Annotated in this window: 20 protein-coding genes; 16 read left to right on the top strand and 4 right to left on the bottom strand. The window is 45.7% G+C overall.

Going from position 1 to position 20,026, the window contains the following annotated elements:
• Positions 1-11 precede the first annotated feature (11 nt).
• Complete coding sequence (locus NDI35_RS01065; protein ID WP_445311225.1) at positions 12-1,664, bottom strand: ABC1 kinase family protein; 1,653 nt, start codon at positions 1,662-1,664, stop codon at positions 12-14.
• 293 nt (positions 1,665-1,957) lie between these two features.
• Between NDI35_RS01065 and NDI35_RS01060 the strand changes: the two genes are divergently transcribed.
• From NDI35_RS01060 to NDI35_RS01040, 5 genes are all read left to right on the top strand, one after another.
• Entirely contained in the window at positions 1,958-2,413 is a 456-nt protein-coding gene (locus NDI35_RS01060) for a hypothetical protein (RefSeq protein ID WP_445311115.1), read from the top strand.
• A 711-nt stretch (positions 2,414-3,124) separates the two neighbouring features.
• Entirely contained in the window at positions 3,125-3,829 is a 705-nt protein-coding gene (locus NDI35_RS01055) for a DUF1003 domain-containing protein (protein WP_445311114.1), read from the top strand.
• A 143-nt stretch (positions 3,830-3,972) separates the two neighbouring features.
• Positions 3,973-4,698, top strand: coding sequence for a cadmium resistance transporter (locus NDI35_RS01050; RefSeq protein ID WP_445311113.1), 726 nt, complete (start codon positions 3,973-3,975; stop codon positions 4,696-4,698).
• A gap of 119 nt (positions 4,699-4,817) precedes the next feature.
• On the top strand, positions 4,818-5,444 hold the full coding sequence (locus tag NDI35_RS01045) for a hypothetical protein (RefSeq protein ID WP_445311112.1): 627 nt from the start codon (positions 4,818-4,820) through the stop codon (positions 5,442-5,444).
• A gap of 161 nt (positions 5,445-5,605) precedes the next feature.
• A complete protein-coding gene (locus NDI35_RS01040) occupies positions 5,606-6,319 on the top strand; it encodes a hypothetical protein (RefSeq protein WP_445311111.1) in 714 nt (237 codons plus the stop codon).
• A gap of 94 nt (positions 6,320-6,413) precedes the next feature.
• On the opposite strand, the gene NDI35_RS01035 is transcribed toward NDI35_RS01040, so the two are convergent.
• Together NDI35_RS01035 and NDI35_RS01030 are read right to left on the bottom strand one after the other, a co-directional pair.
• Positions 6,414-7,475, bottom strand: a complete 1,062-nt coding sequence (locus NDI35_RS01035) for a mannose-1-phosphate guanylyltransferase (RefSeq protein ID WP_445311110.1) — start codon at positions 7,473-7,475, stop codon at positions 6,414-6,416.
• 247 nt (positions 7,476-7,722) lie between these two features.
• Positions 7,723-8,334: a thylakoid membrane photosystem I accumulation factor gene (locus NDI35_RS01030; RefSeq protein WP_445311109.1), complete on the bottom strand. Its 612-nt coding sequence runs from the start codon at positions 8,332-8,334 to the stop codon at positions 7,723-7,725.
• Between the two features lie 322 nt (positions 8,335-8,656).
• Here NDI35_RS01030 and NDI35_RS01025 point away from each other — a divergent pair, with 322 nt between their 5' ends.
• The 6 genes from NDI35_RS01025 to NDI35_RS01000 all read left to right on the top strand — a co-directional run bounded on the left by NDI35_RS01025 (position 8,657) and on the right by NDI35_RS01000 (position 13,989).
• Positions 8,657-9,559, top strand: a complete 903-nt coding sequence (locus NDI35_RS01025; RefSeq protein ID WP_445311108.1) for an undecaprenyl-diphosphate phosphatase — start codon at positions 8,657-8,659, stop codon at positions 9,557-9,559.
• Between the two features lie 185 nt (positions 9,560-9,744).
• Positions 9,745-9,906: a hypothetical protein gene (locus NDI35_RS01020; RefSeq protein WP_445311107.1), complete on the top strand. Its 162-nt coding sequence runs from the start codon at positions 9,745-9,747 to the stop codon at positions 9,904-9,906.
• 396 nt (positions 9,907-10,302) lie between these two features.
• On the top strand, positions 10,303-10,443 hold the full coding sequence (locus NDI35_RS01015) for a hypothetical protein (RefSeq protein ID WP_445311106.1): 141 nt from the start codon (positions 10,303-10,305) through the stop codon (positions 10,441-10,443).
• Between the two features lie 308 nt (positions 10,444-10,751).
• Positions 10,752-10,889 carry a hypothetical protein gene (locus NDI35_RS01010; RefSeq protein WP_445311105.1) on the top strand — a complete coding sequence of 46 codons (138 nt, stop codon included), beginning with the start codon at positions 10,752-10,754 and terminating at the stop codon, positions 10,887-10,889.
• 48 nt (positions 10,890-10,937) lie between these two features.
• Positions 10,938-11,276 carry a hypothetical protein gene (locus NDI35_RS01005; RefSeq protein WP_445311104.1) on the top strand — a complete coding sequence of 113 codons (339 nt, stop codon included), beginning with the start codon at positions 10,938-10,940 and terminating at the stop codon, positions 11,274-11,276.
• Between the two features lie 154 nt (positions 11,277-11,430).
• A complete protein-coding gene (locus NDI35_RS01000; RefSeq protein ID WP_445311103.1) occupies positions 11,431-13,989 on the top strand; it encodes a sigma 54-interacting transcriptional regulator in 2,559 nt (852 codons plus the stop codon).
• A 110-nt stretch (positions 13,990-14,099) separates the two neighbouring features.
• On the opposite strand, the gene NDI35_RS00995 is transcribed toward NDI35_RS01000, so the two are convergent.
• Positions 14,100-14,792, bottom strand: coding sequence for a hypothetical protein (locus NDI35_RS00995; protein WP_445311102.1), 693 nt, complete (start codon positions 14,790-14,792; stop codon positions 14,100-14,102).
• Between the two features lie 82 nt (positions 14,793-14,874).
• Between NDI35_RS00995 and NDI35_RS00990 the strand changes: the two genes are divergently transcribed.
• The 5 genes from NDI35_RS00990 to NDI35_RS00970 all read left to right on the top strand — a co-directional run bounded on the left by NDI35_RS00990 (position 14,875) and on the right by NDI35_RS00970 (position 20,002).
• Positions 14,875-15,486, top strand: a complete 612-nt coding sequence (locus NDI35_RS00990; protein WP_445311101.1) for a LysE family translocator — start codon at positions 14,875-14,877, stop codon at positions 15,484-15,486.
• Between the two features lie 38 nt (positions 15,487-15,524).
• On the top strand, positions 15,525-15,884 hold the full coding sequence (locus NDI35_RS00985; RefSeq protein ID WP_445311100.1) for an SRPBCC family protein: 360 nt from the start codon (positions 15,525-15,527) through the stop codon (positions 15,882-15,884).
• A 212-nt stretch (positions 15,885-16,096) separates the two neighbouring features.
• Positions 16,097-16,432, top strand: a complete 336-nt coding sequence (locus NDI35_RS00980; RefSeq protein ID WP_445311099.1) for a hypothetical protein — start codon at positions 16,097-16,099, stop codon at positions 16,430-16,432.
• 151 nt (positions 16,433-16,583) lie between these two features.
• A complete protein-coding gene (locus NDI35_RS00975; RefSeq protein ID WP_445311098.1) occupies positions 16,584-17,969 on the top strand; it encodes a TIGR03279 family radical SAM protein in 1,386 nt (461 codons plus the stop codon).
• Between the two features lie 140 nt (positions 17,970-18,109).
• Positions 18,110-20,002, top strand: a complete 1,893-nt coding sequence (locus tag NDI35_RS00970) for a TolC family protein (RefSeq protein ID WP_445311097.1) — start codon at positions 18,110-18,112, stop codon at positions 20,000-20,002.
• The last annotated feature ends 24 nt before the right edge of the window (positions 20,003-20,026 follow it).

Raw genomic sequence — 20,026 nt, 5'->3', positions numbered from 1 at the left:
ATATTGTACAATCAACTCCGCAAACGCCCTGACCTGAGAATGCTAATAACTAACCACAAACCCAAAAAACTCGCGGCCCCAAACAAACCAGTGCTCAGAAAAGATAGCTGAGGAGTTTGTGCGTTAGAAGAAATAATTGCCGCCCCCACAATCAGCGAACCCACGACAATACTAAAAGAAAGTCGGTTCGCAGAATCCCCCAGAGTGCGGCGTAGCGGGTCGAGTTCTTTTAGGGTCAAGTTCCACTTCAAAGTTTCCGAAGTAACTCGGTCTAAAAGCACTTCCACCTGTCGCGGAGATTGCAAAGATAAGCTTTTGAGATCCAGGGCAGTTCTCAGCAGAGCTTGGATCGGATCGTCTCCTAATAACTGACGCCGGAACATATCGGTCATCAGCGGTTTGACCTGCTCTACAATATTAAATCTGGGATTAAAAGAGCGCGCCAGTCCTTCCAAATTAGCTAGAGTTTTTGCATACAAACCGAGATTGCTGGGGAGTCGAATTTTATTTTTGCGGGTGATTTCCAGCACCTCATAAAAAATTTCCGACAAGTTCATTTGCGACAAGCTGATATTGTAATACTTGCGGAGCATTCGAGCCAAATCGTTCTCTAGATTCACTAAACTTGTCGGCTGAGCAAATTCAGCCATTTCCAAAGTTAATTGAGCGCAGCGCTGAGCGTCTAAATCGACAATTGCCAGCAACATTTCGGTCAAATTCTGCTGAGTTCGCGGGTCTAATCTGCCGACCATGCCGCAGTCTAGCAGGGCTATGCGGCCATCTTTGAGATAAAATAAATTGCCGGGATGCGGGTCTGCGTGAAAGAATCCGTCGATATACAACTGCTGGAAGAAAACGCGGCAAAGCAGGGTTGTAATTTCTTCGCGTTCGGCATTTACATCTCCTTTGTTGCGAATTCCTTGCAAATCGCCTAACAAAATTGGGACTCCGTTCAGCCACTCCATTACTAAGAGTTTTTTTGTAGTCAACTCCCAGTTAATTTCTGGTAGGACAACTTGTGTGGGGTCAAACCATTTACTTTTAGATAAATTGCGGCGCAGTTCGTCTGTGTAGCTGGCTTCTTGAATGAAGTCTAGTTCTGCACGCAGGGCGATCGCAAATTCTTCTGCTAAGGCGACAATATCGTATTGTTGACCGAAGTCTGTAAGCATGACAAGTTCTGCCAAACCTCGGAGGACGGCGATATCTTGTTCGATGACAATATCAATACCGGGGCGCTGAACTTTGAGGGCGACTTCGCGACCGTCTTTTAAAGTAGCTTTGTGGGTTTGGGCGATCGAACCTGCGGCGATGGCTTCGGTGTTAAATTTGGCGAAGGTATCTTCGAGAGATTGTGTGAGTTCCTTGCGGACGATAACTTCTACTTGCGACCACGGTACGGGCGGCACTTCCGCTTGTAGCGTGGAGAGGATTTCGATGTAGCTGGCCGGTAAAAGGTCGGGACGGGTGCTCAGCAATTGTCCTAATTTGACAAAAACTGGGCCTAATTGGACGAGGATGTTGCGGAGAACTGCTGGAGTTGGGAGACTGGGTGCGTCGGTTTTGCGGCCGGTTAGGAGGCTTTTCATGTAGTCCCAACCGTTGCGGAAGACGACCTCTAGAATTTCTCCTTTGCGAGAATTGTTTTGAACTAGGCTGAACAAGGGGCCTCCGGGTCGATCGGGTTTAAGGGCTATATAACTACTAGGATAGCGCTGTTGACCAAGCTGACCAGTGTCTTGGGGAATAACTTGGGCGAAAGGGTGCGATTCCCTACAGGATAGCTTCGCTTCACGAATTTTGGGGTCTGGGGGCGATCGGTCTTTGGCCGTGGCATTAATCCTCATGGTAATATACATTTAAAGCAGACATGATATTTTTATAATTAAATTTATTGATGCAAAAAAATAATTATATACGTAAAGTAAATATTCCGATTTAGAAACTGGTCAAAAACATGAGTGCAGTTGATGGAATATTTACAATTCCTGACTGGATTAATCAAGGTTTAGAAAGTGGGAAGTATGTACGAGTTGGCAGTGTGATTCGGGATGCACAGAAGCAGCCGCCTGAAATAGTTGCTATGTGGCGTGAAGTAAACCCTAATCTTTCTCAAGTATTAACCCTAGTATCTCAGTGTGGTTCTGTTACGAGTATCCTCACTTTAGCTGTCTCATGTATAGGATTTAGTGTCGTACTACAGCGGTTAGAAGAAATTGAACAAGGCTTAAAGCGAATTGATCATAAAATAGACGTGATTTTTTATGCTGATTTCCGTGCCGCTCTCCAATCAGCACACAATGCCTTTACAATGAAAAATTATGATAACCGCAGAGCATTTGCAATCCAGGCTGTTTCGGGATTCAACAATGCTCATAGAGATTTACAAAGATTACACTCTTACAGCATTTGATAATCAGATACAGGTGGCAGATGAATATCTTTCTTCTTTGTTGTTAGCTTAGGTAGCTAAAATCATTTGCTACTTATAGTTAGAATAAATTGAATGGCACAGGGTTGTCTATAGAAGGTAAAAAATATTTTGCATCCCCTAGTCGTAAAATATATTGAAAAGATGTTGCCCCATGTCGATTCCGCAGAATGGAATAAGTTGATTTAGAAACAGCCTAAAGTATTTTTACCAGAAAGCGACTGGCGATTAAATAAAAGCCCAATCAAGTGGGAACAATTGTGATATCCCATTTAGACAGGATTTCGGAGCGATGCCAGAACCGGAGGTACTGTTCTAGTTCCTGAAATGGATCCTTAATCCCCTTTTCATAGGTCGTTTCTAGCAAATGTACAATTAGTTTGAGTTTCTTCCACGTCATATTTGCAGCCGAGTTGACCGAGTAAGGCAAACGAGAACTGTCTGCCACTGAGTATCACGGTCATCTGCTGGGATTGGTTCTAAACTTCTAGCTTGGCCGCCTCTGGATACAATACCCATCTTGACTTTGGCTTTACTATTTCCCAACAAGTCTATAAATAGAAGTGATTGATTTGATAAAAAAGAACATTTGCTCTTATGAGTGGAGCTTGACTAAAGTAAAGGCATCAAAGAAACACGCCAGCGAACATTAACCAGTCAGCTTCCACTAGACATTCACCCGTGAGGTTTGCCATGAAATCCACTCTATCCAACAGCGTTAACGCAAAAATGAAAACCGCCAGCCATCAAAGGCCTTTACAGCTTACGCCTCAAAAACCAGAGGAAAAAACCTTAACTCGCGGACAGCAGTTAGCAGATACCCTAGCAGCGAAAGTGGGTTCGTGGCCCTTTTTGATTGGACAGACAGTAATCCTCGCCGGGTGGGTGGGCGCGAACCTGACACCGGGCCTTCCTCACTGGGATCAGCAGCCCTTCATCCTGCTCAACTTAGTATTCTCCTTTGCCTCTGCTTACACTGCACCGATTGTGTTAATGAGTCAAAACCGCCAGTCGGATGCAGAACGCGAACAAAATCTCTACAATCATCAAGTTAATCTCAAAGCTGCTCACGATGTGGTACTACTGCACGAAAAGCTCGATCGATTAAGCCACCACATTCCTGACTTAATGGAAAAGCTCAATCAGCAACAGCAATCTGTCAGTCCCATCAAAGAGATGGTGATGCCAGCCCCCGTTAAGGCAATTACCGAAGTTAATGAAGCAGCTAAGCCGTCTGTTTCCGATCAGAAGCAGAAGGCTGAGGTTCCCATACTACTTCCCCAAGTATTTAAATCGAACTTTTACTCATCAAAATATGCAGAAGTGATGCCAATTTCACTTCCACCTCAAAAGCCATCAACACATTCGGTATCCGCGTTAAGCTATTTCAATCTGTGACAAGCGACGTTACTAACCAGTGAATGAGAGCGTCAGTCTCGCCAATCTGTTAAGTAACAGTTTTAACCTAAAAAAAACTTATAAATCAATTAATCTCCGGCACTATTGCAGGCATACTCGCATCACAATCTAGGCAGTTAGATATGAACCCCTTCATTACCGCTACTTCCACAGGCATTACAGCTTTCGTCGCCACAAATTTAGATGATATTGTCATCTTGCTGCTGTTTTTCTCCCAAGTCAATGCTGTTTTTAGACGGCAACATATTGTTACAGGACAATATCTTGGGTTCGCAGCACTGGTGCTGCTTAGTCTTCCTAGCTTCTTTGGCTGTATGATGGTGCCGCGCCCTTGGGTGGGGATGTTGGGGTTAGTACCAATTGCCATTGGAGTCAGCCGCCTGCTAAATAGAGATACAGAGGTTGATGATGAAAATACTGCTACAGATTCGCCTCAATCCACTATCTTTGCTAGTCTTTTATCCCCACAAACTTATAGCGTAGCTGCGGTGACATTTGCTAATGGAGGTGATAATGTGGGAATTTATGTCCCGTTGTTTGCCAACTGCACTTGGGATAGCCTGCTAGTGATTCTGAGCGTCTTTTTCTTGCTAGTGGGTGTCTGGTGTTATGTGGCGTATCAACTAACTCGCATGAGCGCGATCGCGACCCTACTTGTCCGCTACGGTAATTCCCTTGTTCCCTTCGTTCTAATGGGTCTGGGTACGCTGATCCTGCTCGATAGCCATACTCTAGAGAATCGCGGTTTAACGGTAGTTACTGTAGCTATCAGTTGCCTGTGGCTGCTGATATTGCTTAAAGACAGTTATCAATCGTTAGAGACTGCACCTAAAGTCGAAAAAATTTAGGCAAGCTAGAGTTCAAGTTTCCTCCACTTTGCTGAAGTTGAAAAATAATTTATAACTTCAGCAAAGTGGAGGGGTTTTCTAAGAACAAACTCTGATTTTTTACACAAAGGACAACAAAAATGAGCAAGTTTTTCAAACTAATTCTGGTGGCTTTAGTGCTTTTCGTAAACTTAGCTGTAGCTCAGCCTTCTTGGGCCGGCAAGGATTTCACAAAGGGGGCTGACTATGCGGAAGTGACACAGGAATTGAATCAGCTTTTGTCAGCTCAGAGCGATCCTTCGACTGCGGGTTATACGCCTGAACAGTACCAACAGCGGTTGTCCGAATTGCAAATGCAGAAATACGTGATCGAAACTGCTAAAAAGCGGGCTCAGTGCCGCAATCAAACCGGGCAAACGCTGGCAGTTTATGCGAATAAGCCGAAAAAATCGCCGACGCAACTTTATTTCCTGGCAGCGGGTGAGATTACAGATGATGATTGGGATTGCGATGGTATTTACTTGCCAGCAGGGACTCAAGCTATTTTAGGCCCGGCGACTCAGGCAGTTTCTTTGGCTGAACCGGTTGCTATTAAGGTTGTAGATGGTACGCAGCTAGTTGCTACAACGAGTGCAGGAACGGGCGGTATTCAATTGAATGTTGCCCCTGCTAAAGTTTTTAAAGCCGGTGAGACAACTTGGGCTCTGCCCTCGTTTTCTCAGGCTCAGATTAATGCACAAGTTCCTACGCCGGAACTGATTGATTAATCCTTCTTGAGGAACGGTTAATTGTTGGGGACTTGGGAAAAAATAAAGTCCCAGGCAGAATAGAGGAGAGGCAATGCCACCATTGGCGATTGTCTCTCCTCTTTATATCGCAAAAAAGCCAGTTGTATTTCCTTAAAGATTACGATTAGGAGGTTTTTTCAATGAAATGGCTAGTTTTACTAGAAGATGTTGAAAAGTCGGATTTTGACAATTTGTCGAACTTGCTGCGTTCATCAGATGAATTTAGCGTAATCACAGAGAATAGTAAATATTACCTAACTTCTTCGCGCTGGGAATCACTAACGAATGTGTCTGATGTATATTGGGAAGCTACTAAACCTCTTCGAGACATAAGTGCTGTTGCAAGGATTAAATTTACAGATTTTCCACTTCTTAAGCCTGATATGATCTACGAAGTTGACGAAGAAGGTAAGCGTCATGGGCGGCGTGCGCTTTCAGCCACAATTAACGTGGGTTCAAGTTGTTCTGTTTCTATCCAACTAGAAGGCGGTCAAGATATAATCCCTATTTTAGAGTTTGACTCCTGGATGAAGCTGGCAGAAGAAGACGAGATAGTTAAAAATGTCTTCAGACAAATTACGGACTTTGAACATAACTGGATTAATCTGTACAAAGTTTATGAAATTGTCCATAAAGATGCTGGTAAAAAAAAGATTGAACAGTGGATAACTAAAGATAAGATTAGCCAATTCACGCATACTGCTAATAGTCAAAGCGCAATTGGTGATGATGCACGGCATGGTGTCGATAAGCACGCTCCACCAAAAGAACCTATGTCACTATACGAAGCAGATGCTTTAATTATGACTCTGCTACAAAAATGGCTTGAGTGGAAGTGCGAACAACAAAAGTAGAATAGTAAAGTACGACACAGATTAATAAACGAAAGTCTGGATAAAGAGTGATTAATCCTTTGTATTCGCCTGCCCAATCTGTGCCGTACTTACATCATAACAAATCTTTCAATTTGTCATCTTCTCCCAATACCTTGATTACCTGTTTAATCTCCTGCGTCCTGTCCTTTTTCACAATCAAAGTCACATTGCCATCTCTGACAACTACCACATCTTCTAAACCAATGGTGACGATGACTTCATTCTCATCCGCTGCATAAAAAATGCCACCTTTGGTGTCAATTCCGACGTGTTTTGCTAACTCGACATTCGGTTTGTCTCCTTGCAGCAAACGACCGATCGCATTCCAATCTCCCAAATCGTCCCAGCTAAAGCCTACGGGCAGAACACAAGCTTTTTGCGTCTTCTCCATCAGGGCGTAATCGATGCTAATTTTGGGTAATTCCGAGTAAGCCTGCGCGCCTTTTGCTTCCAAAGCTGCCATCATTTCCGGTACATGATTTCGCAATTCTGTCAAGACAGTTCCAACTCGAAAGACAAAAATTCCGCCGTTCCAACTAAACTTGCCGCTGGCTACAAATTCTTCAGCAGTTGGGCGATCGGGCTTTTCGGTAAACCTGGCCACCCGATAGGCCGGAAAACCGGCAAAACTGCCAATTTCCTCGCCTTGTTCGATGTAGCCGTAGCCGGTGGAAGCATAACTCGGTTTTACTCCCAAAGTGGCGATCGCATCCTGATTTTTCGCCAACTCGGCCGCCGCCTCCAAAGTCTTGACAAACTCCTCTGGTTCCCCAATCCAGTGATCCGCCGGGAAAAAACCCACCACCGCATCCTCACCGTAACGCTTGGCAGTTTCTATAGCAGTCCAGGCCACCGCCGGCGCAGTATCCCGGCCCTCCGGTTCCGCCAGCAAATTCTCAGGAGGTAACAGCGGCAACTGTTCCCGGACTCCCGCAGCCAACATTTCCGACGTTACCACCCACAAATCGTCCCAGCCGTTACCTAATGTTAATAGTCTTTCCGCTGTAGCTTGCAGCAAACTCTTGCCACTACCGTCGAGACTCAAAAACTGCTTGGGCCGCTGCTTGCGACTCAGTGGCCAGAAACGTTCACCTTTACCGCCGGCCAGAATCACAGGAATTAAGGTTCTACTCATGGTTTATAGTTTAAATAGTTCACGTCCATTTTGCCCTGATATCCGAGATGGTGTTTGTAAAGAATTACTGAGGCAGAATCACGGTTGATGCTTGAGTGTTGACTGTTGACTCTGGACTGTTGACTGTTGACTGTATCACCCTAAATGTAGGGTGCGACCGGGCGCACCTTACCCAATATAAGACAAAAAAACTCTGTTAATGCCTCCTTAAAAATTGCTATAACGACTAGCAATTAGCCCTTACCTATTACTTGGATAATTCGACATTAAGTTCGTTCACAACGCGGCGTTTGAGCGGAAGTGATTTTGCTCGCGGCAGCAAATCAAATACTTTCCGAAAAGCATCATCTACCTGTTCAAATGGTATTTGTCCTTTCTCGTTAAAAACTACTTTTCCCGATTGGTCGAGGATGAGAGTTTGAGGTACGAAACCTTCGTAATAATGGCTCGGTTCGGTGAGTTCCGGTGACGGTTGCGGAGGCAAAGAGTCAATGCTTATGGGCATAAAATCGGCTTCGCGGCCGTAAAATTCCTGGAGTTGAGAGACGACGATCGCATATTGCTTCGAGTCGCTGCTGTCATCAGTATAAAAAACTAACAGGACGGGTTTATGGCGTTTGAAAGAATCTGCAAGCTTGACTTTAGGAGGAACTAGGGAACCGTTGCCGGCGTAGAGGGCAAAGATTGTACCGTCAAAGCGATCGTCGGTGAGAGTTGCTAAGGCTGGTGGCGTGCCGGTTAGCAGTATCAAGCTAAGTGCGATCGCCACTGTTAAAAGACTGGCTGACAAAATTCGCTTCAGCAAGCCCAGGCCAGAAGCAGGAGTAACAATTGAATTTTTGTTCTCAGGAAATATCATAGGGTGTTGGCAGTTGCTGTAAGGAAAGCGAAATCAGATGCAAAAACTTTCCTAAGTTTATCAGCAAAATGTAGGCAAATGTTGGTGAGTAGGTTAAAGTAGTTTCGGCTCGACTAGCATAAATTGCTGATAGTGCCCATCTACAAGGCGATTATAATGACTGAAGAGCACTATTTGCGATCGGCTTTTCACGGGCGGGATGGAAGTGTCCGCGCCACAATAAAATTTATTTGTGGTGGGGTGGGCTTCTAGCTTCCCAGAAGGGTGCAAGATATTAAATTCAACTGATTACTAGAAACTGACAACTGGGAATTTACAACTAATGATAGCTTTGCTTGACGCACTCCTCGCCCAAACGCCCGCTGCTGATGTTTCCGGGTCTGCTCAAATCAATCTGGTGCAGGCCCTTGTTTTAGGGATTGTGCAAGGATTAACAGAGTTTTTGCCCATCAGCAGCAGCGCTCATTTAAAGGTAGTGCCGATCGCCCTAGGATGGGGCGATCCCGGAGTTGCTTATACTGCTGTGATTCAGTTGGGCAGCATTATTGCAGTGCTTTGGTATTTCTGGAAAGACTTGACAAATATAACTGTTGGTGCCGTAGAAGCCGTGGTGCAGCGCAACTACAAATCGCATGAGTTTCAAATGGCGGTGGCACTGGTTTTGGGAACAATACCTATAGTCTTTTTTGGGCTGCTAATCAAGGCATTGGTTCCAGATTTTGACAAGTCGCCGCTCAGGAGTTTGGCCAGCATCGCCATTGCTTCGATAGTCATGTCGCTACTATTAGCAACAGCAGAAAAAATTGGCAAGCGCAATCGCACTTATGAAAAGTTAACTGTCTTAGACGGAATTTTGATGGGATTAGCTCAAGCAATTGCATTGATTCCGGGGTGTTCGCGATCGGGTTCCACTCTAACAGCAGGATTGTTCATGGGATTGGAAAGACCTGCCGCCGCGCGGTTTTCTTTTTTATTGGGAATTCCGGCAATTACTCTGGCTGGATTAGTGGAATTAAAGGGTGATTTGGCACAAGGAATCGGCGATGCTGGAGTTGCAGCTTTGATAGTGGGAACGATTTCGTCATTTGTGTTTTCTTATTTGTCGATCGCGTGGCTAATGAAGTTCCTGCAAACTCAAAAGACGTGGATATTTGTGTTGTATCGGCTAGCTTTTGGCGTAGCCATTTTAACGGCGCTCGCAGGTGGGGCAGTGAAAAATGTGTAGGTTGTTATAATTACAAGGACAGGCAAGATGCCTGTTCCACACAACAATAACAGGCAAGATGCCTGTTCCCCAAAGAGTAAATTTTCTTGTGGAACCGGCATCTTGCCCGTTCATAAAAAGCTTATTAATAGCTGACAAGCTGTTAGCTTTTAACTCAAAGTGAGCGTCGCCGTGAAGGATGTAGAATGCTCGAATATAGCGAGCGCCAAAATGCACAATTAGCGCTAATTATGCTGGTTCCTGCTGCTAGCATTGGTGTAGCGATGTCCTTCTTTATCACTCCCGGAATTGTGGGAACAATAGTATCAGATTTCAAACGGCTTCTCCGTTCAGAATCCCAGTGCTAATATATGGAAGAGTATCGCAAAAAAAGCGATTATTTCCCGCACGGCTGGGTTGACAAAAGAGCGGTGTTGTGATGGCCGAAACAACTAAGGAATGAGAATTAAATAACTTACAATGCGTGATGGTTCTTGTGGGATGGGCATCCCGCCCGCTCTTTCTGGACGGGCTTTCTGGCCCAACCCCTACTCCCCACAAACTTGTGTAAATTATTTAATTCGCGATCCTAAGCCTGTCAGGAGCCCGTCAAAATTTTGAGTTTCATAAATACATATTTTTGATACATCCTCTCACAGCCAAGCTAAATTCACAACCCAGAACTTATCCTGATTGTAAAGGCGATCGACTTTAGCAAACTGCTAAGCTAAAGAGAGAAAACTAACACTGCCATCAATCTCAAAATGCTACTTGTTCCTACGGCTGAACCAATTCCGCTGGTGGCTGATGCAAAGGGTGTGATTCGCGTTAGCAGAACCCGCGTCACCCGAGATACACTCATTACAGCTTTTCTTGAAGGATGCACAGCAGAAGAAATTAGGTAACAGTACCCGTCTCTTCAACTTTCCGATATTTATTATTTTGCGCTCGGCTACTACTTGCGACACCAATCCGAAGTTAACGCTTATCTGATGGAACGTCAACGTCTTGCCGCAGAAGTTCAGCAGGAAGCAGAAAGGCGTTTTAACCCAGTTGGAATACGCGATCGCCTATTAGCAAGACGCAACCAAAAAGGGTAGTTTTATATGCTGCGATTCTTGGCAGACGAGAACTTTAACAATTAGATTGTCCGAGGTATTCTGCGGCGGAATCCCGACGTTGATATTGTCCGCGTTCAAGCGATGTAGCAACGATGACCAACTTCGCCTATGAACGAATGCAAGCAGGTCTTGCAATGCCTGGCTTATTTGAAGTCAGTCGCCGTTTTTCCGTAGGTTTGGCGATCGAGGAAATTTTGCTAATAGCTGAGTGCAGTCTGGAAGGAGAATGAGAATGGCAAGTGCGATTTTTAGCTTTACGCTAACGAGCTTAGCAAACTATGTCAATACCGAAAAAAGGAACCAGAAAAATAATTGTTGATGGGGAGCCTTTCATCTGGCTAATCCGAAGACAAGCTACTTATACACAATCATGCTACGCTTGCGGAAATCTTCATGTTGCTGTCCAACACGCTGACGAACCGGGTTCGGTGTTAGTTATCATCACCGATCGACCTCATCCTCAAGGTTTCACTCCAACTAACGAAGTGAAACCAGTAACACCCTCTGATGCAGCACAATGGATAAGGCAAGCAGTGCAACTTGGATGGCAGCCTCGCGCGATCGGGAATACCTTTAAGGTGAGGATTGCAGGAGGACGTGCAGAAAAAATATATTAGAGCGGGGAGTATCGATCGGCTATGCTGAAGACAGAAAATTAACACCACACTCAAACTCAAAATGCTAGTCGTTCCCAGCAGTTAATATTGATGTAGCACAAAAATATAGATTCTACACCAACTACCACGATTCGGCTTTCGCCGACGCTAAGCGATGTCTACCGAAACATTAGTTAACTGGCTCGAATCGAGCACCGAATTAGGCATATTATCCCGCGAGATTTTACAGGCGATCGCCGGTGAAATGGAGATGTCAACTTTTCCCCCTGGATTTCGAGTGGTAATCGAAGATACACCAGTCACTAATCTCTATATCCTAGAACGAGGACAGGCCGATCGATACCGCCACAAACAACCGGGTTTAATGTGGGCGAGTAGTTTGTTGCCGGGGGCGATCGTCAATTTATCGGCCCTTCAACGATCGCAACCTGCGGATAGTCGAATTATTGCTCGGACAGAGTGTCAATTTTGGGTAATTAGTGCCGATCGTTGGCGTGGTTTGCTAGAAAGATATCCACGGATCGCCGAAGCCTACGCTCAACGTTTGGCGGCGAAATTAGAGCAGCTAGAAGCAGAAATCGCCTACGAACGAGAGCGTCAAAATGCCCTCCGCAGCTATCTAGTACCTAGGGCGAGACGGGGAGTCATTGGCAATAGTCGTTATGCAGTGAAATTGCGCCAACAAATTCGCACGGCATCGAGTGACAGCCGATCGGTGTTAATCTCTGGCGAACCTGGTTTAGAAAAGGATAATTTAGCTGCTTTAATTCATTTCGGTTCCCATCGCCGCAACGAGCCAATTATTCAGATTAAAAGTGCTTTACTTCAGAGCAATGGAGCGGAATTATTCGGGCGGTTGGGCGGCAAACCGGGGCTGTTGGAATGGTTGGGAGAAGGGACGTTAATTTTAAATGACGTGCAAGAATTACCCGCTCAATTATGCCCCCAAATTCAGCAATTATTAACCGAGGGAACCTATACGCCAGTTGTCAAGGAAGGACAAATACCGCGACCACCGCGTTCTAGTAAGGCCCGGATAATTTTAATCTCAGAAATTGTGCAGCCCAAGCTAGATAAGCTGACACAACACAAGATTAAAGTCCCATCCTTGCGGGTGCGAAAAACAGATTTAGAGGCACAAGTCAACTATTATCTCAATATCATTGGCCGCAAAAAGAAATTAGTCAAGCCCCAAGTTACACCGGAAGCAATTCGCCGCTTACAAGCCTACGATTTTCCAGGTAATTTGCAGGAATTGCAGGGAATGGTCGATCGCGCCTTAGTTCAAGCACAAGGGAGTCAGGTATTAACGGAAGAAGTGTTTTGGGCCCAGGCAGCGAAGAAACAAAAGTTTCGGCTGAATTTATTAAATATTTATCCAAAATTTCGGCAATTTTTACGGAGCGATTGGTATCCCGATCGCGTGAATTATTGGTTTACCACCTGGGTGTTTGCATTGGTGGTAATTATCCTGTTTGTTGCTCCCCAAGATCGACAACATAATTTTGCCCTAAATATCTTTTGGGCGTGGTGGTGGCCGTTAATTTTATTATTATTCCCCATCATCGGGCGATTGTGGTGTGCTTTTTGCCCTTTTATGATTTATGGGGAAATCGTCCAAAAACTATCGCTGAAAATTTTCCCTCGAACTCTTAATAAATGGCCGCGCCAACAAGCCGAAAAATGGGGTGGCTGGCTTTTATTTGGACTATTTACTCTGATATTTCTGTGGGAAGAGTTGTGGAATTTAGAAAATACCGCCTATTTATCCAGTTGTTTGTTGTTACTCATCACCGCCGGAGCGGTAATTTTTTCCCTAATCTTCGAGAGGCGATTTTGGTGTCGTTATTTATGCCCGATCGGGGGAATGAATGGATTATTTGCTAAACTATCAATTATCGAACTTCGCGCCCAACAAGGAACCTGCGGGGCGGAATGCAGCACCTACCAATGTTACAAAGGCGGCCCCGGCTTGGGGGAAGGATTAACTACTAATGGCTGTCCGATTTATTCCCATCCCGCCCAATTAACCGATAATAAAGATTGCGTGTTGTGCATGACTTGCTTGAAAGCTTGTCCGCATAGATCGGTAGAATTAAATCTGCGCCCTCCCGGCATCGAATTATGGACTACCCACGTTCCTCACAGTTATGAAGTTGCCCTGTTATTTCTATTATTAGGCGGTATTTATCTGCATCGCTTGCCGGAGATAAATAGTTTGTTGGGGCTGGGCATCAATTTAGAGCAATTTTTACCTCATTTAGGACTGTCGATCGCAGTGTTAATTATCCCGCCGATGATTCCCCTAATTGCCTACGCAATCATACAGGGAATTTATCGATTGGGACAAGCAGAAACCATGCCATTTACAACCTACAAACCCCTCTCATTTGTCTCTCTCGCCTACGGTTATTTACCCTTAGTCTGGGGCGGTAGTTTGGCTCACTATTGGCGATTGGGTTTGCAGGAAGCCGGTCGAGTGATTCCCGTAACTTTTGCCACTTTCGGACAAATTAGAGACGATTTACCGAGTTTTATTGGCGATCCAGCGGTGATTAGTTTCTTGCAAGGTTTAACTTTGATTGTATCATTATTAGTTACAATATTTGTGACTCAAAAAATTGCCAAGCGCTCGATTAAATTTTTGATTCCACAACATTTAGCGAGTTTGTGCCTGATGCTGAGTTTGTGGTATGCGATCGTGGGTAGCTAAAAGGGACATTTACCTGTTCTCCGAAGGCGATTAAATATTAACTATCAACTATGAACTTTGTACCGATCCTAAAATCCAATTGGTAGCATCTGGCACGCCATCTTCTTCCATTATCTTCCTTCTTCGATCGACCACCTATAAAGTGTCGAATTTCTTCCAGCCGTTATAACTCGGAGTTTTTGACCGTCGGCTGCGCTAAAAATAAAGCTACAAAATCCCAAACCCGTACCGCTACAGGCTTGCAATTCTGGATACCCAGATCGATCGGCACGATCGCGATCGGAGGGCGATAAATAAGAGTCGGAAACTGGTTGCCACCCAGCATTAATTAAAGCTTGTCTCACCTCAGCATAGGGATTATCCTGACGCAACATTGGTAGGGGTTGAGAAAGTTTAATTTTTGCCGGTTTTACCTCCCAAGAGACGATCGAGGGTTGTTTTTCTGCGCTATTATTGGTGGTTGTAATGGTTAAAGTTTTCCCATCTGCTGTGACAAACTGAAAATGACACAATCCCCGTGCCGTTTCCGGACAAGCGACCAGTTCTGCAAACCAAAATTTGCTGATAATATATTTCTCGATCGAATTTAAGGCTGCAATCCGACCGGGGGAGTAATAATTGTTGTAAGCAGCTTGCCACCCCGCATCTTGTAAACCTGCCCTAGCTTGCGCATAGGACATATTTTTTGCTAGAGTAGGTAGCTCTTGTGCCGAAACAGAAATGCAACTGCAAACGATCGATTCAATGGATAGGGCGATCGCACCCAAGAGAAGGTGATGCCAGCCAAGAGACCTGCGTTTCATAGACTTTTCTCAGCTAAAAAATCTACACCTGTTATAGCAAATGTTCTACAGTTAGTTTCCGGATTTGAAAGTAGTTAGCGATATGAACTTTAGTAGTATTGTAGCATTATTCTGTGCGATGACCGTCTTGGCTGCTATTCCCAGCATCAGCGTATTGGCTGTTTCCACTCGATCGGCCGCATTTGGATTTATTCACGGTGTTTTTACAACCCTAGGAATAGTAGTTGGTGACATCATTTTCATCCTGATAGCCATTTTAGGTTTATCGCTGCTTGCGGAAAAGATGGGAAACCTATTTTTTCTCATCAAATATCTCGGCGGGGCTTATCTCATTTGGTTGGGAATAGGTTTGTGCAGGTCAAAATTGCAGGATGTAGAAGCGGCGGAAGTTGTTAAATCCTCTTGGCTGTCGAGTTTTTTAACGGGATTGTTTATTACATTAGGCGACCAAAAAGCAACTCTCTTCTATCTCGGTTTTTTTCCAGCATTTCTCGATCTTTCCAAAATATCTTATTTTGATACTGCCATCATCATTGCAATTGCTATAGTATCCGTAGGTGGTGTAAAACTGGGTTACGCACTCGCGGCCGATCGAGCTAGATTGCTGATCAGTTCTAAAATCACGAAAGGCATCAACATTGCTGCTGGCTGCGTCACGATCGCGGTGGGAATATTTTTGATAATAAAAGCATAGATTATGACAACATTTTTAATCCAAAAACAAATATCGATGTGCCGCCAAGCGTTCTCTTTGACGCGCTGACTAACTCCGACAAACTCGTCCAATATTATCCACTGAAAGAAGTTCGATCGACTTGGGAAGTTGGTAGCAAGATTATTCTCAAGGGAAGTAATGGAGACCGAGATTTTACGGATTATGGAACAATTGAAATCTTATTGCCTAATGAAAAAGTTCAGTACAGGTACTGGAGCGACAATCACGGTACGGTTAGAGTGCCAGAAAACTATTTAACTATTTGCTATACACTCCATGAAACTGATAATAGCACAAATCTGGAGCTGGAACACAAAAAATTGAAGTCGGAAAAAATGTATCTTGAAATGCTCAATATGTGGGATTTATTGCTGTAGAACCTAAAAAGTTATGTTGAAAAAAGTAATCTTTGAATGTTATATTGATCGAGCGCTCGTAGATTAGGATTTCTTGAAACTTAGATATTGTACCTGTGGCAGAAACCGGGTTTCTGGCAAAAACTGGAGCAACAAAACCTAGATTCTTCGCTCCTAGTCCCGGTTTATCAATGCTTGTTGAGAATGCTGAAATATTCCTGTTGAAACAAACTATGTCAATACCGAAAAAAGGAACCAGAAAAATAATTGTTGATGGGGAGCCTTTCATCTGGCTAATCCGAAGACAAGCTACTTATACGCAAGCATACTACGATTGCGGAAACATTCATGTTGGTGTCGAACACGCTGAAAAACGGGGTTCGGTGTTAGTTATCCTCACCGATCGACCTCATCCTCAAGGTTTAAGTCCCGCTAACGAAGTGAAACCAGTAACACCCTGTGATGCAACACAATGGATACGGCAAGCAGTGCAACTTGGATGGCAGCCTCAGCTACCCGGAATAACTTTTGAGGTGCGGATTGCAGGACTGTTTATGGAAAAAATATAATGCTGTATATTTAGCAACCCGACAAGTCAATTCTGTTAAAGACAATTCACTCGCCTAGACTGGCAGAAGTCATCGGGCGATCGCTTCTGTCAGCCTAGACAAGTTAAACTGTAAACATTCTCCGCTAACAAATAACAAATAACAAATAACCATGAGCGAATCCTCAATCAAACCAGCCATAATTACCAAAGTTATCCCCGACAGCATCTGCGCCGAAATGGGATTTGAACCCGGAGACTCTATCGTCGCAGTCAACGGTCAAAAACCCCGCGATTTAATTGACTATCAATTCCTGTGCGCCGATGAAGTTCTCGAACTAGAAGTATTAGACAGTAAAGGCAAAACTCACAAGTTAGAAATCGAAAAAGAGTACGACGAAGATTTAGGATTGGAATTTGAAACTGCTCTCTTCGATGGACTAATTCAGTGCAACAATCGCTGCCCTTTTTGCTTTATCGACCAGCAGCCTCCGGGAAAGCGCGAAACTTTGTATCTCAAAGATGATGACTACCGCCTCAGCTTTCTTTATGGCAGCTATCTCACTCTCACAAATCTGACTCAAAAAGAGTGGGACAGAATCGAACAAATGCGGCTTTCTCCTCTCTATGTTTCCGTGCACGCTACCGAACCAGAAGTGCGAATTAGGCTGTTAAAAAATCTCCGCGCTGGGAAGATTCTAGAACAAATCAAATGGTTTCAAGAACGCCGCTTGCAAATTCACGCTCAAGTAGTTGTTTGTCCTGGTATTAATGACGGCGAACATTTAGAACGCACTTTGTTAGATTTGGCAAAGTTTCATACCGGAAATCTTCCCGCTGTAGCATCGGTGGCTGTAGTGCCGGTGGGTTTAACTCGCTTTCGCCCAGCAGAAGATGAACTGATCGCAGTAACTGCGGAAAAAGCGCGAGAAGTAATAGAGCAAGTGCAGAAAATTCAAGTGCTTTTAAGTACAGGAAAAGGGGGCGGAAAAGCTAAAAAGCAGAATTCAAAATCGCGCTGTATTTGGCTGGCTGACGAGTGGTTTTTAATAGCTGGTTTAGATTTGCCGTCGGCTGCTGATTACGAAGATTATCCGCAAATTGGTAACGGTGTGGGTTCTATCCGCCAGTTTATCCAGCAGTTTGAAACGGCTTTTGAGAAGCTGCAACCGATGCAAGTAGAGCCAGAGCGCAAGTTAGTTTGGGTGGTGGGGAATGCTGTCGAAAAAGCTTTTGAGCCGATCGTACAACAACTAAACCAAATTCCCGGCTTGTCCGTCAACATGGCAGCACTGTGCAGCCACTACTGGGGACAAACTATCACTGTTACGGGTTTGCTCACCGGGCAAGATTTGCTCGAAGCTTTGCAGGGGCGAGACTTGGGAGATGGCATCCTGCTGCCGTCGGTGATGCTAAAACAGGGGGAACCGCGTTTTCTAGACGACATGACCGTCGAACAACTTGCCAGCTTGCTGAAAACCCGGATTTTGCCGGTTAGCGGAGTAGAGGAACTAATCTCGGCGGCGATCGGTCGAGCAACTGCTGAAGTTGAATTGTAAATTTTGAACCGAACATTCAACAGTTAAGATGAGTAGGGTAATTCTGACTTGTAACTGGCGAGTTCAGGCTACAAACTAGAAACTTGAAGCCAACTCTTGCTCTAAAATTGTCTCTAGGATTGCAGAGTAATTAAAAAATTATGCGTGTTTTTCGTCAAATCATCGTAGTCGGAGTGGGCGCTGCAATTACTTTCAGCAACGCCGCACAGAGTGCTTCAGCACAGCCTCCGGCTCAATCTCAGGACAGTGTGGCCCTTAGCAATCAGCTCGAATTAGGTCAGAAGGTTCGATCGACCTCGAACACAGCGGCAGAATCAGCATCAGAGGCCGAACAGTCGATCGCCCTTAACCCTCAAACCTCCGACTCTCAGCAGCAAGGGGGAGCGAATATCGCATCAACTCGAACCCAGCCCGAGCAAGCATCAAAGCCTCAACAGGCTGCTCCGGCTGCCCCATCAACTCTGTCTCAGGGCGGTTCCACACCACTAAGAGGTTTGGAACCGACAGAGGTTCAGCAGCCTTCCCCGAACCCTCCCAACAATGTTCCTGTGCCCAGTTCCCCGGTACCCATTCTCCGGGGCACTCCGAACGAAAGTTTCCCCCCTGTGCCTCCAAGGGGCATTTTAGACACCAAGCCTCCGGCTTCCCTGGAACCCAACCCGAATCCGCTGCAGTTTCCGACAAACCCGGAGGATGTCAGGATCGAGCAAACTGAGTCAATTACCTTGCAGCAGGCGATCGACCTCGCCCGCCGCAACAGCCAAGTTTTGCAAATCGCCGGACAGCAAGTGGAACAAAGCAGAGCAGCTTTGCGCGAACAGCAAGCTGCTCTTTATCCAGACCTGAATTTTCAAATGGACGCCAGCCGGTCTGTGACTGCCGGGGGAGAACTCGGAGTCCGGGCTCAGCAGCGCTTCAACAACTCTCGGGCTAACGGAACCGGGCAGCCCGCCGAGCAAGCCCGGCAAAATTTCGGCAGCAACAGTCTCAACAGCACTTTGCAGTTGAGCTATGACGTGGATTTGTTCGGCAGGCGGCGGGCTAACATCCGCGCGGCAGAGGAACAGTTGCGCCTTCGGGAACTGGATGTGGAACGCCAAGCCGAGGAACTCCGCTTCGACACTGCTGAGGCTTACTACACCTTGCAAAACGCGGACGGACAAGTTGCCATCCGCCAAGCTTCGGTCAGAAATGCCCAGCAAAGTTTGCGGGATGCCGAAGCTTTGGAACGGGCAGGGGTGGGAACCCGGTTTGCTGTGTTGCAGGCTCAGGCAAATTTGGCTAACGAAGTGCAACAACTGTCAGTTGCCCGCCGCGATCAGCGAGTTGCCCAGCGGCGTCTGGCTGAGATTTTGAATATCAGCCAGTCGGCGAACTTGACAGCGGCTGACCCGGTAGAGCAAGCCGGCTCTTGGAGGCTGTCTTTGGAAGAGAGTATCGTGCAGGCTTTTAGGAATCGCCCCGAGTTGGAACAGCAGTTGGTGCAGAGGGATATCAGCAAGCAGCAGAGGCGATCGATTCAGGCGGGGCGTTTGCCTCAACTGAGTGTTGGGGGTAGTTACAACGTGCTGGGGCAAGACCCTGACGACCCGAACCCGTTTGCTACTCGCGGCTGGGCCGATGGTTATTCGATCCGGGCGAGTCTGACTTGGAGTATCTTTGATGGGGGCGCGGCGAACGCGAGGGTGAGACAGCGGGATGCTGATATTGCGATCGCCGAAAGTCGATTCGACCAACTCCGCAATCAGGTTCGCCGGGAAGTGGAACAAGCTTATTTTGGCTTGGAGTCGAGTTTTGAGAATATCGAAACTTCGGAGGCGGGGGTTTTGCAGTCAAGGGAAGCTTTGCGTTTGGCCAGACTGCGCTTTCAAGCTGGTGTGGGTACTCAGACGGATGTGATTCAGGCGGAAACTGATTTGACTAGGGCTGAGAGAAACCGATTGTCGGCAATTGTCACCTACAACCTGGGGCTTTCGTCTCTTCAGCGGGCGGTGAGTAATCTTCCGACTAATAACCTCTCGGATGCTCCTTGAGATTGAGTTGGGGCGAGCTTTAAT

The sequence above is a fragment of the Microcoleus vaginatus FACHB-2002 genome, from assembly GCF_040004035.1.
GTDB classification, from domain to species: Bacteria; Cyanobacteriota; Cyanobacteriia; order Cyanobacteriales; family Microcoleaceae; genus Microcoleus; species Microcoleus vaginatus_C.
The sequence above is the reverse complement of the archived record's forward strand: the minus strand, read 5'-3'. Positions and strand labels throughout refer to the sequence as shown.

Bases quoted from the DNA above. Each gene is read 5' to 3' on its own strand.
- NDI35_RS01060 (WP_445311115.1), top strand. From the start codon at position 1,958: ATGAGTGCAGTTGATGGAATATTTACAATTCCTGACTGGATTAATCAA.
- NDI35_RS01055 (WP_445311114.1), top strand. From the start codon at position 3,125: ATGAAATCCACTCTATCCAACAGCGTTAACGCAAAAATGAAAACCGCC.
- NDI35_RS01050 (WP_445311113.1), top strand. From the start codon at position 3,973: ATGAACCCCTTCATTACCGCTACTTCCACAGGCATTACAGCTTTCGTC.
- NDI35_RS01045 (WP_445311112.1), top strand. From the start codon at position 4,818: ATGAGCAAGTTTTTCAAACTAATTCTGGTGGCTTTAGTGCTTTTCGTA.
- NDI35_RS01040 (WP_445311111.1), top strand. From the start codon at position 5,606: ATGAAATGGCTAGTTTTACTAGAAGATGTTGAAAAGTCGGATTTTGAC.
- NDI35_RS01035 (WP_445311110.1), bottom strand. From the start codon at position 7,475: ATGAGTAGAACCTTAATTCCTGTGATTCTGGCCGGCGGTAAAGGTGAA.
- NDI35_RS01030 (WP_445311109.1), bottom strand. From the start codon at position 8,334: ATGATATTTCCTGAGAACAAAAATTCAATTGTTACTCCTGCTTCTGGC.
- NDI35_RS01025 (WP_445311108.1), top strand. From the start codon at position 8,657: ATGATAGCTTTGCTTGACGCACTCCTCGCCCAAACGCCCGCTGCTGAT.
- NDI35_RS01020 (WP_445311107.1), top strand. From the start codon at position 9,745: ATGCTCGAATATAGCGAGCGCCAAAATGCACAATTAGCGCTAATTATG.
- NDI35_RS01015 (WP_445311106.1), top strand. From the start codon at position 10,303: ATGCTACTTGTTCCTACGGCTGAACCAATTCCGCTGGTGGCTGATGCA.
- NDI35_RS01010 (WP_445311105.1), top strand. From the start codon at position 10,752: ATGACCAACTTCGCCTATGAACGAATGCAAGCAGGTCTTGCAATGCCT.
- NDI35_RS01005 (WP_445311104.1), top strand. From the start codon at position 10,938: ATGTCAATACCGAAAAAAGGAACCAGAAAAATAATTGTTGATGGGGAG.
- NDI35_RS01000 (WP_445311103.1), top strand. From the start codon at position 11,431: ATGTCTACCGAAACATTAGTTAACTGGCTCGAATCGAGCACCGAATTA.
- NDI35_RS00995 (WP_445311102.1), bottom strand. From the start codon at position 14,792: ATGAAACGCAGGTCTCTTGGCTGGCATCACCTTCTCTTGGGTGCGATC.
- NDI35_RS00990 (WP_445311101.1), top strand. From the start codon at position 14,875: ATGAACTTTAGTAGTATTGTAGCATTATTCTGTGCGATGACCGTCTTG.
- NDI35_RS00980 (WP_445311099.1), top strand. From the start codon at position 16,097: ATGTCAATACCGAAAAAAGGAACCAGAAAAATAATTGTTGATGGGGAG.
- NDI35_RS00975 (WP_445311098.1), top strand. From the start codon at position 16,584: ATGAGCGAATCCTCAATCAAACCAGCCATAATTACCAAAGTTATCCCC.
- NDI35_RS00970 (WP_445311097.1), top strand. From the start codon at position 18,110: ATGCGTGTTTTTCGTCAAATCATCGTAGTCGGAGTGGGCGCTGCAATT.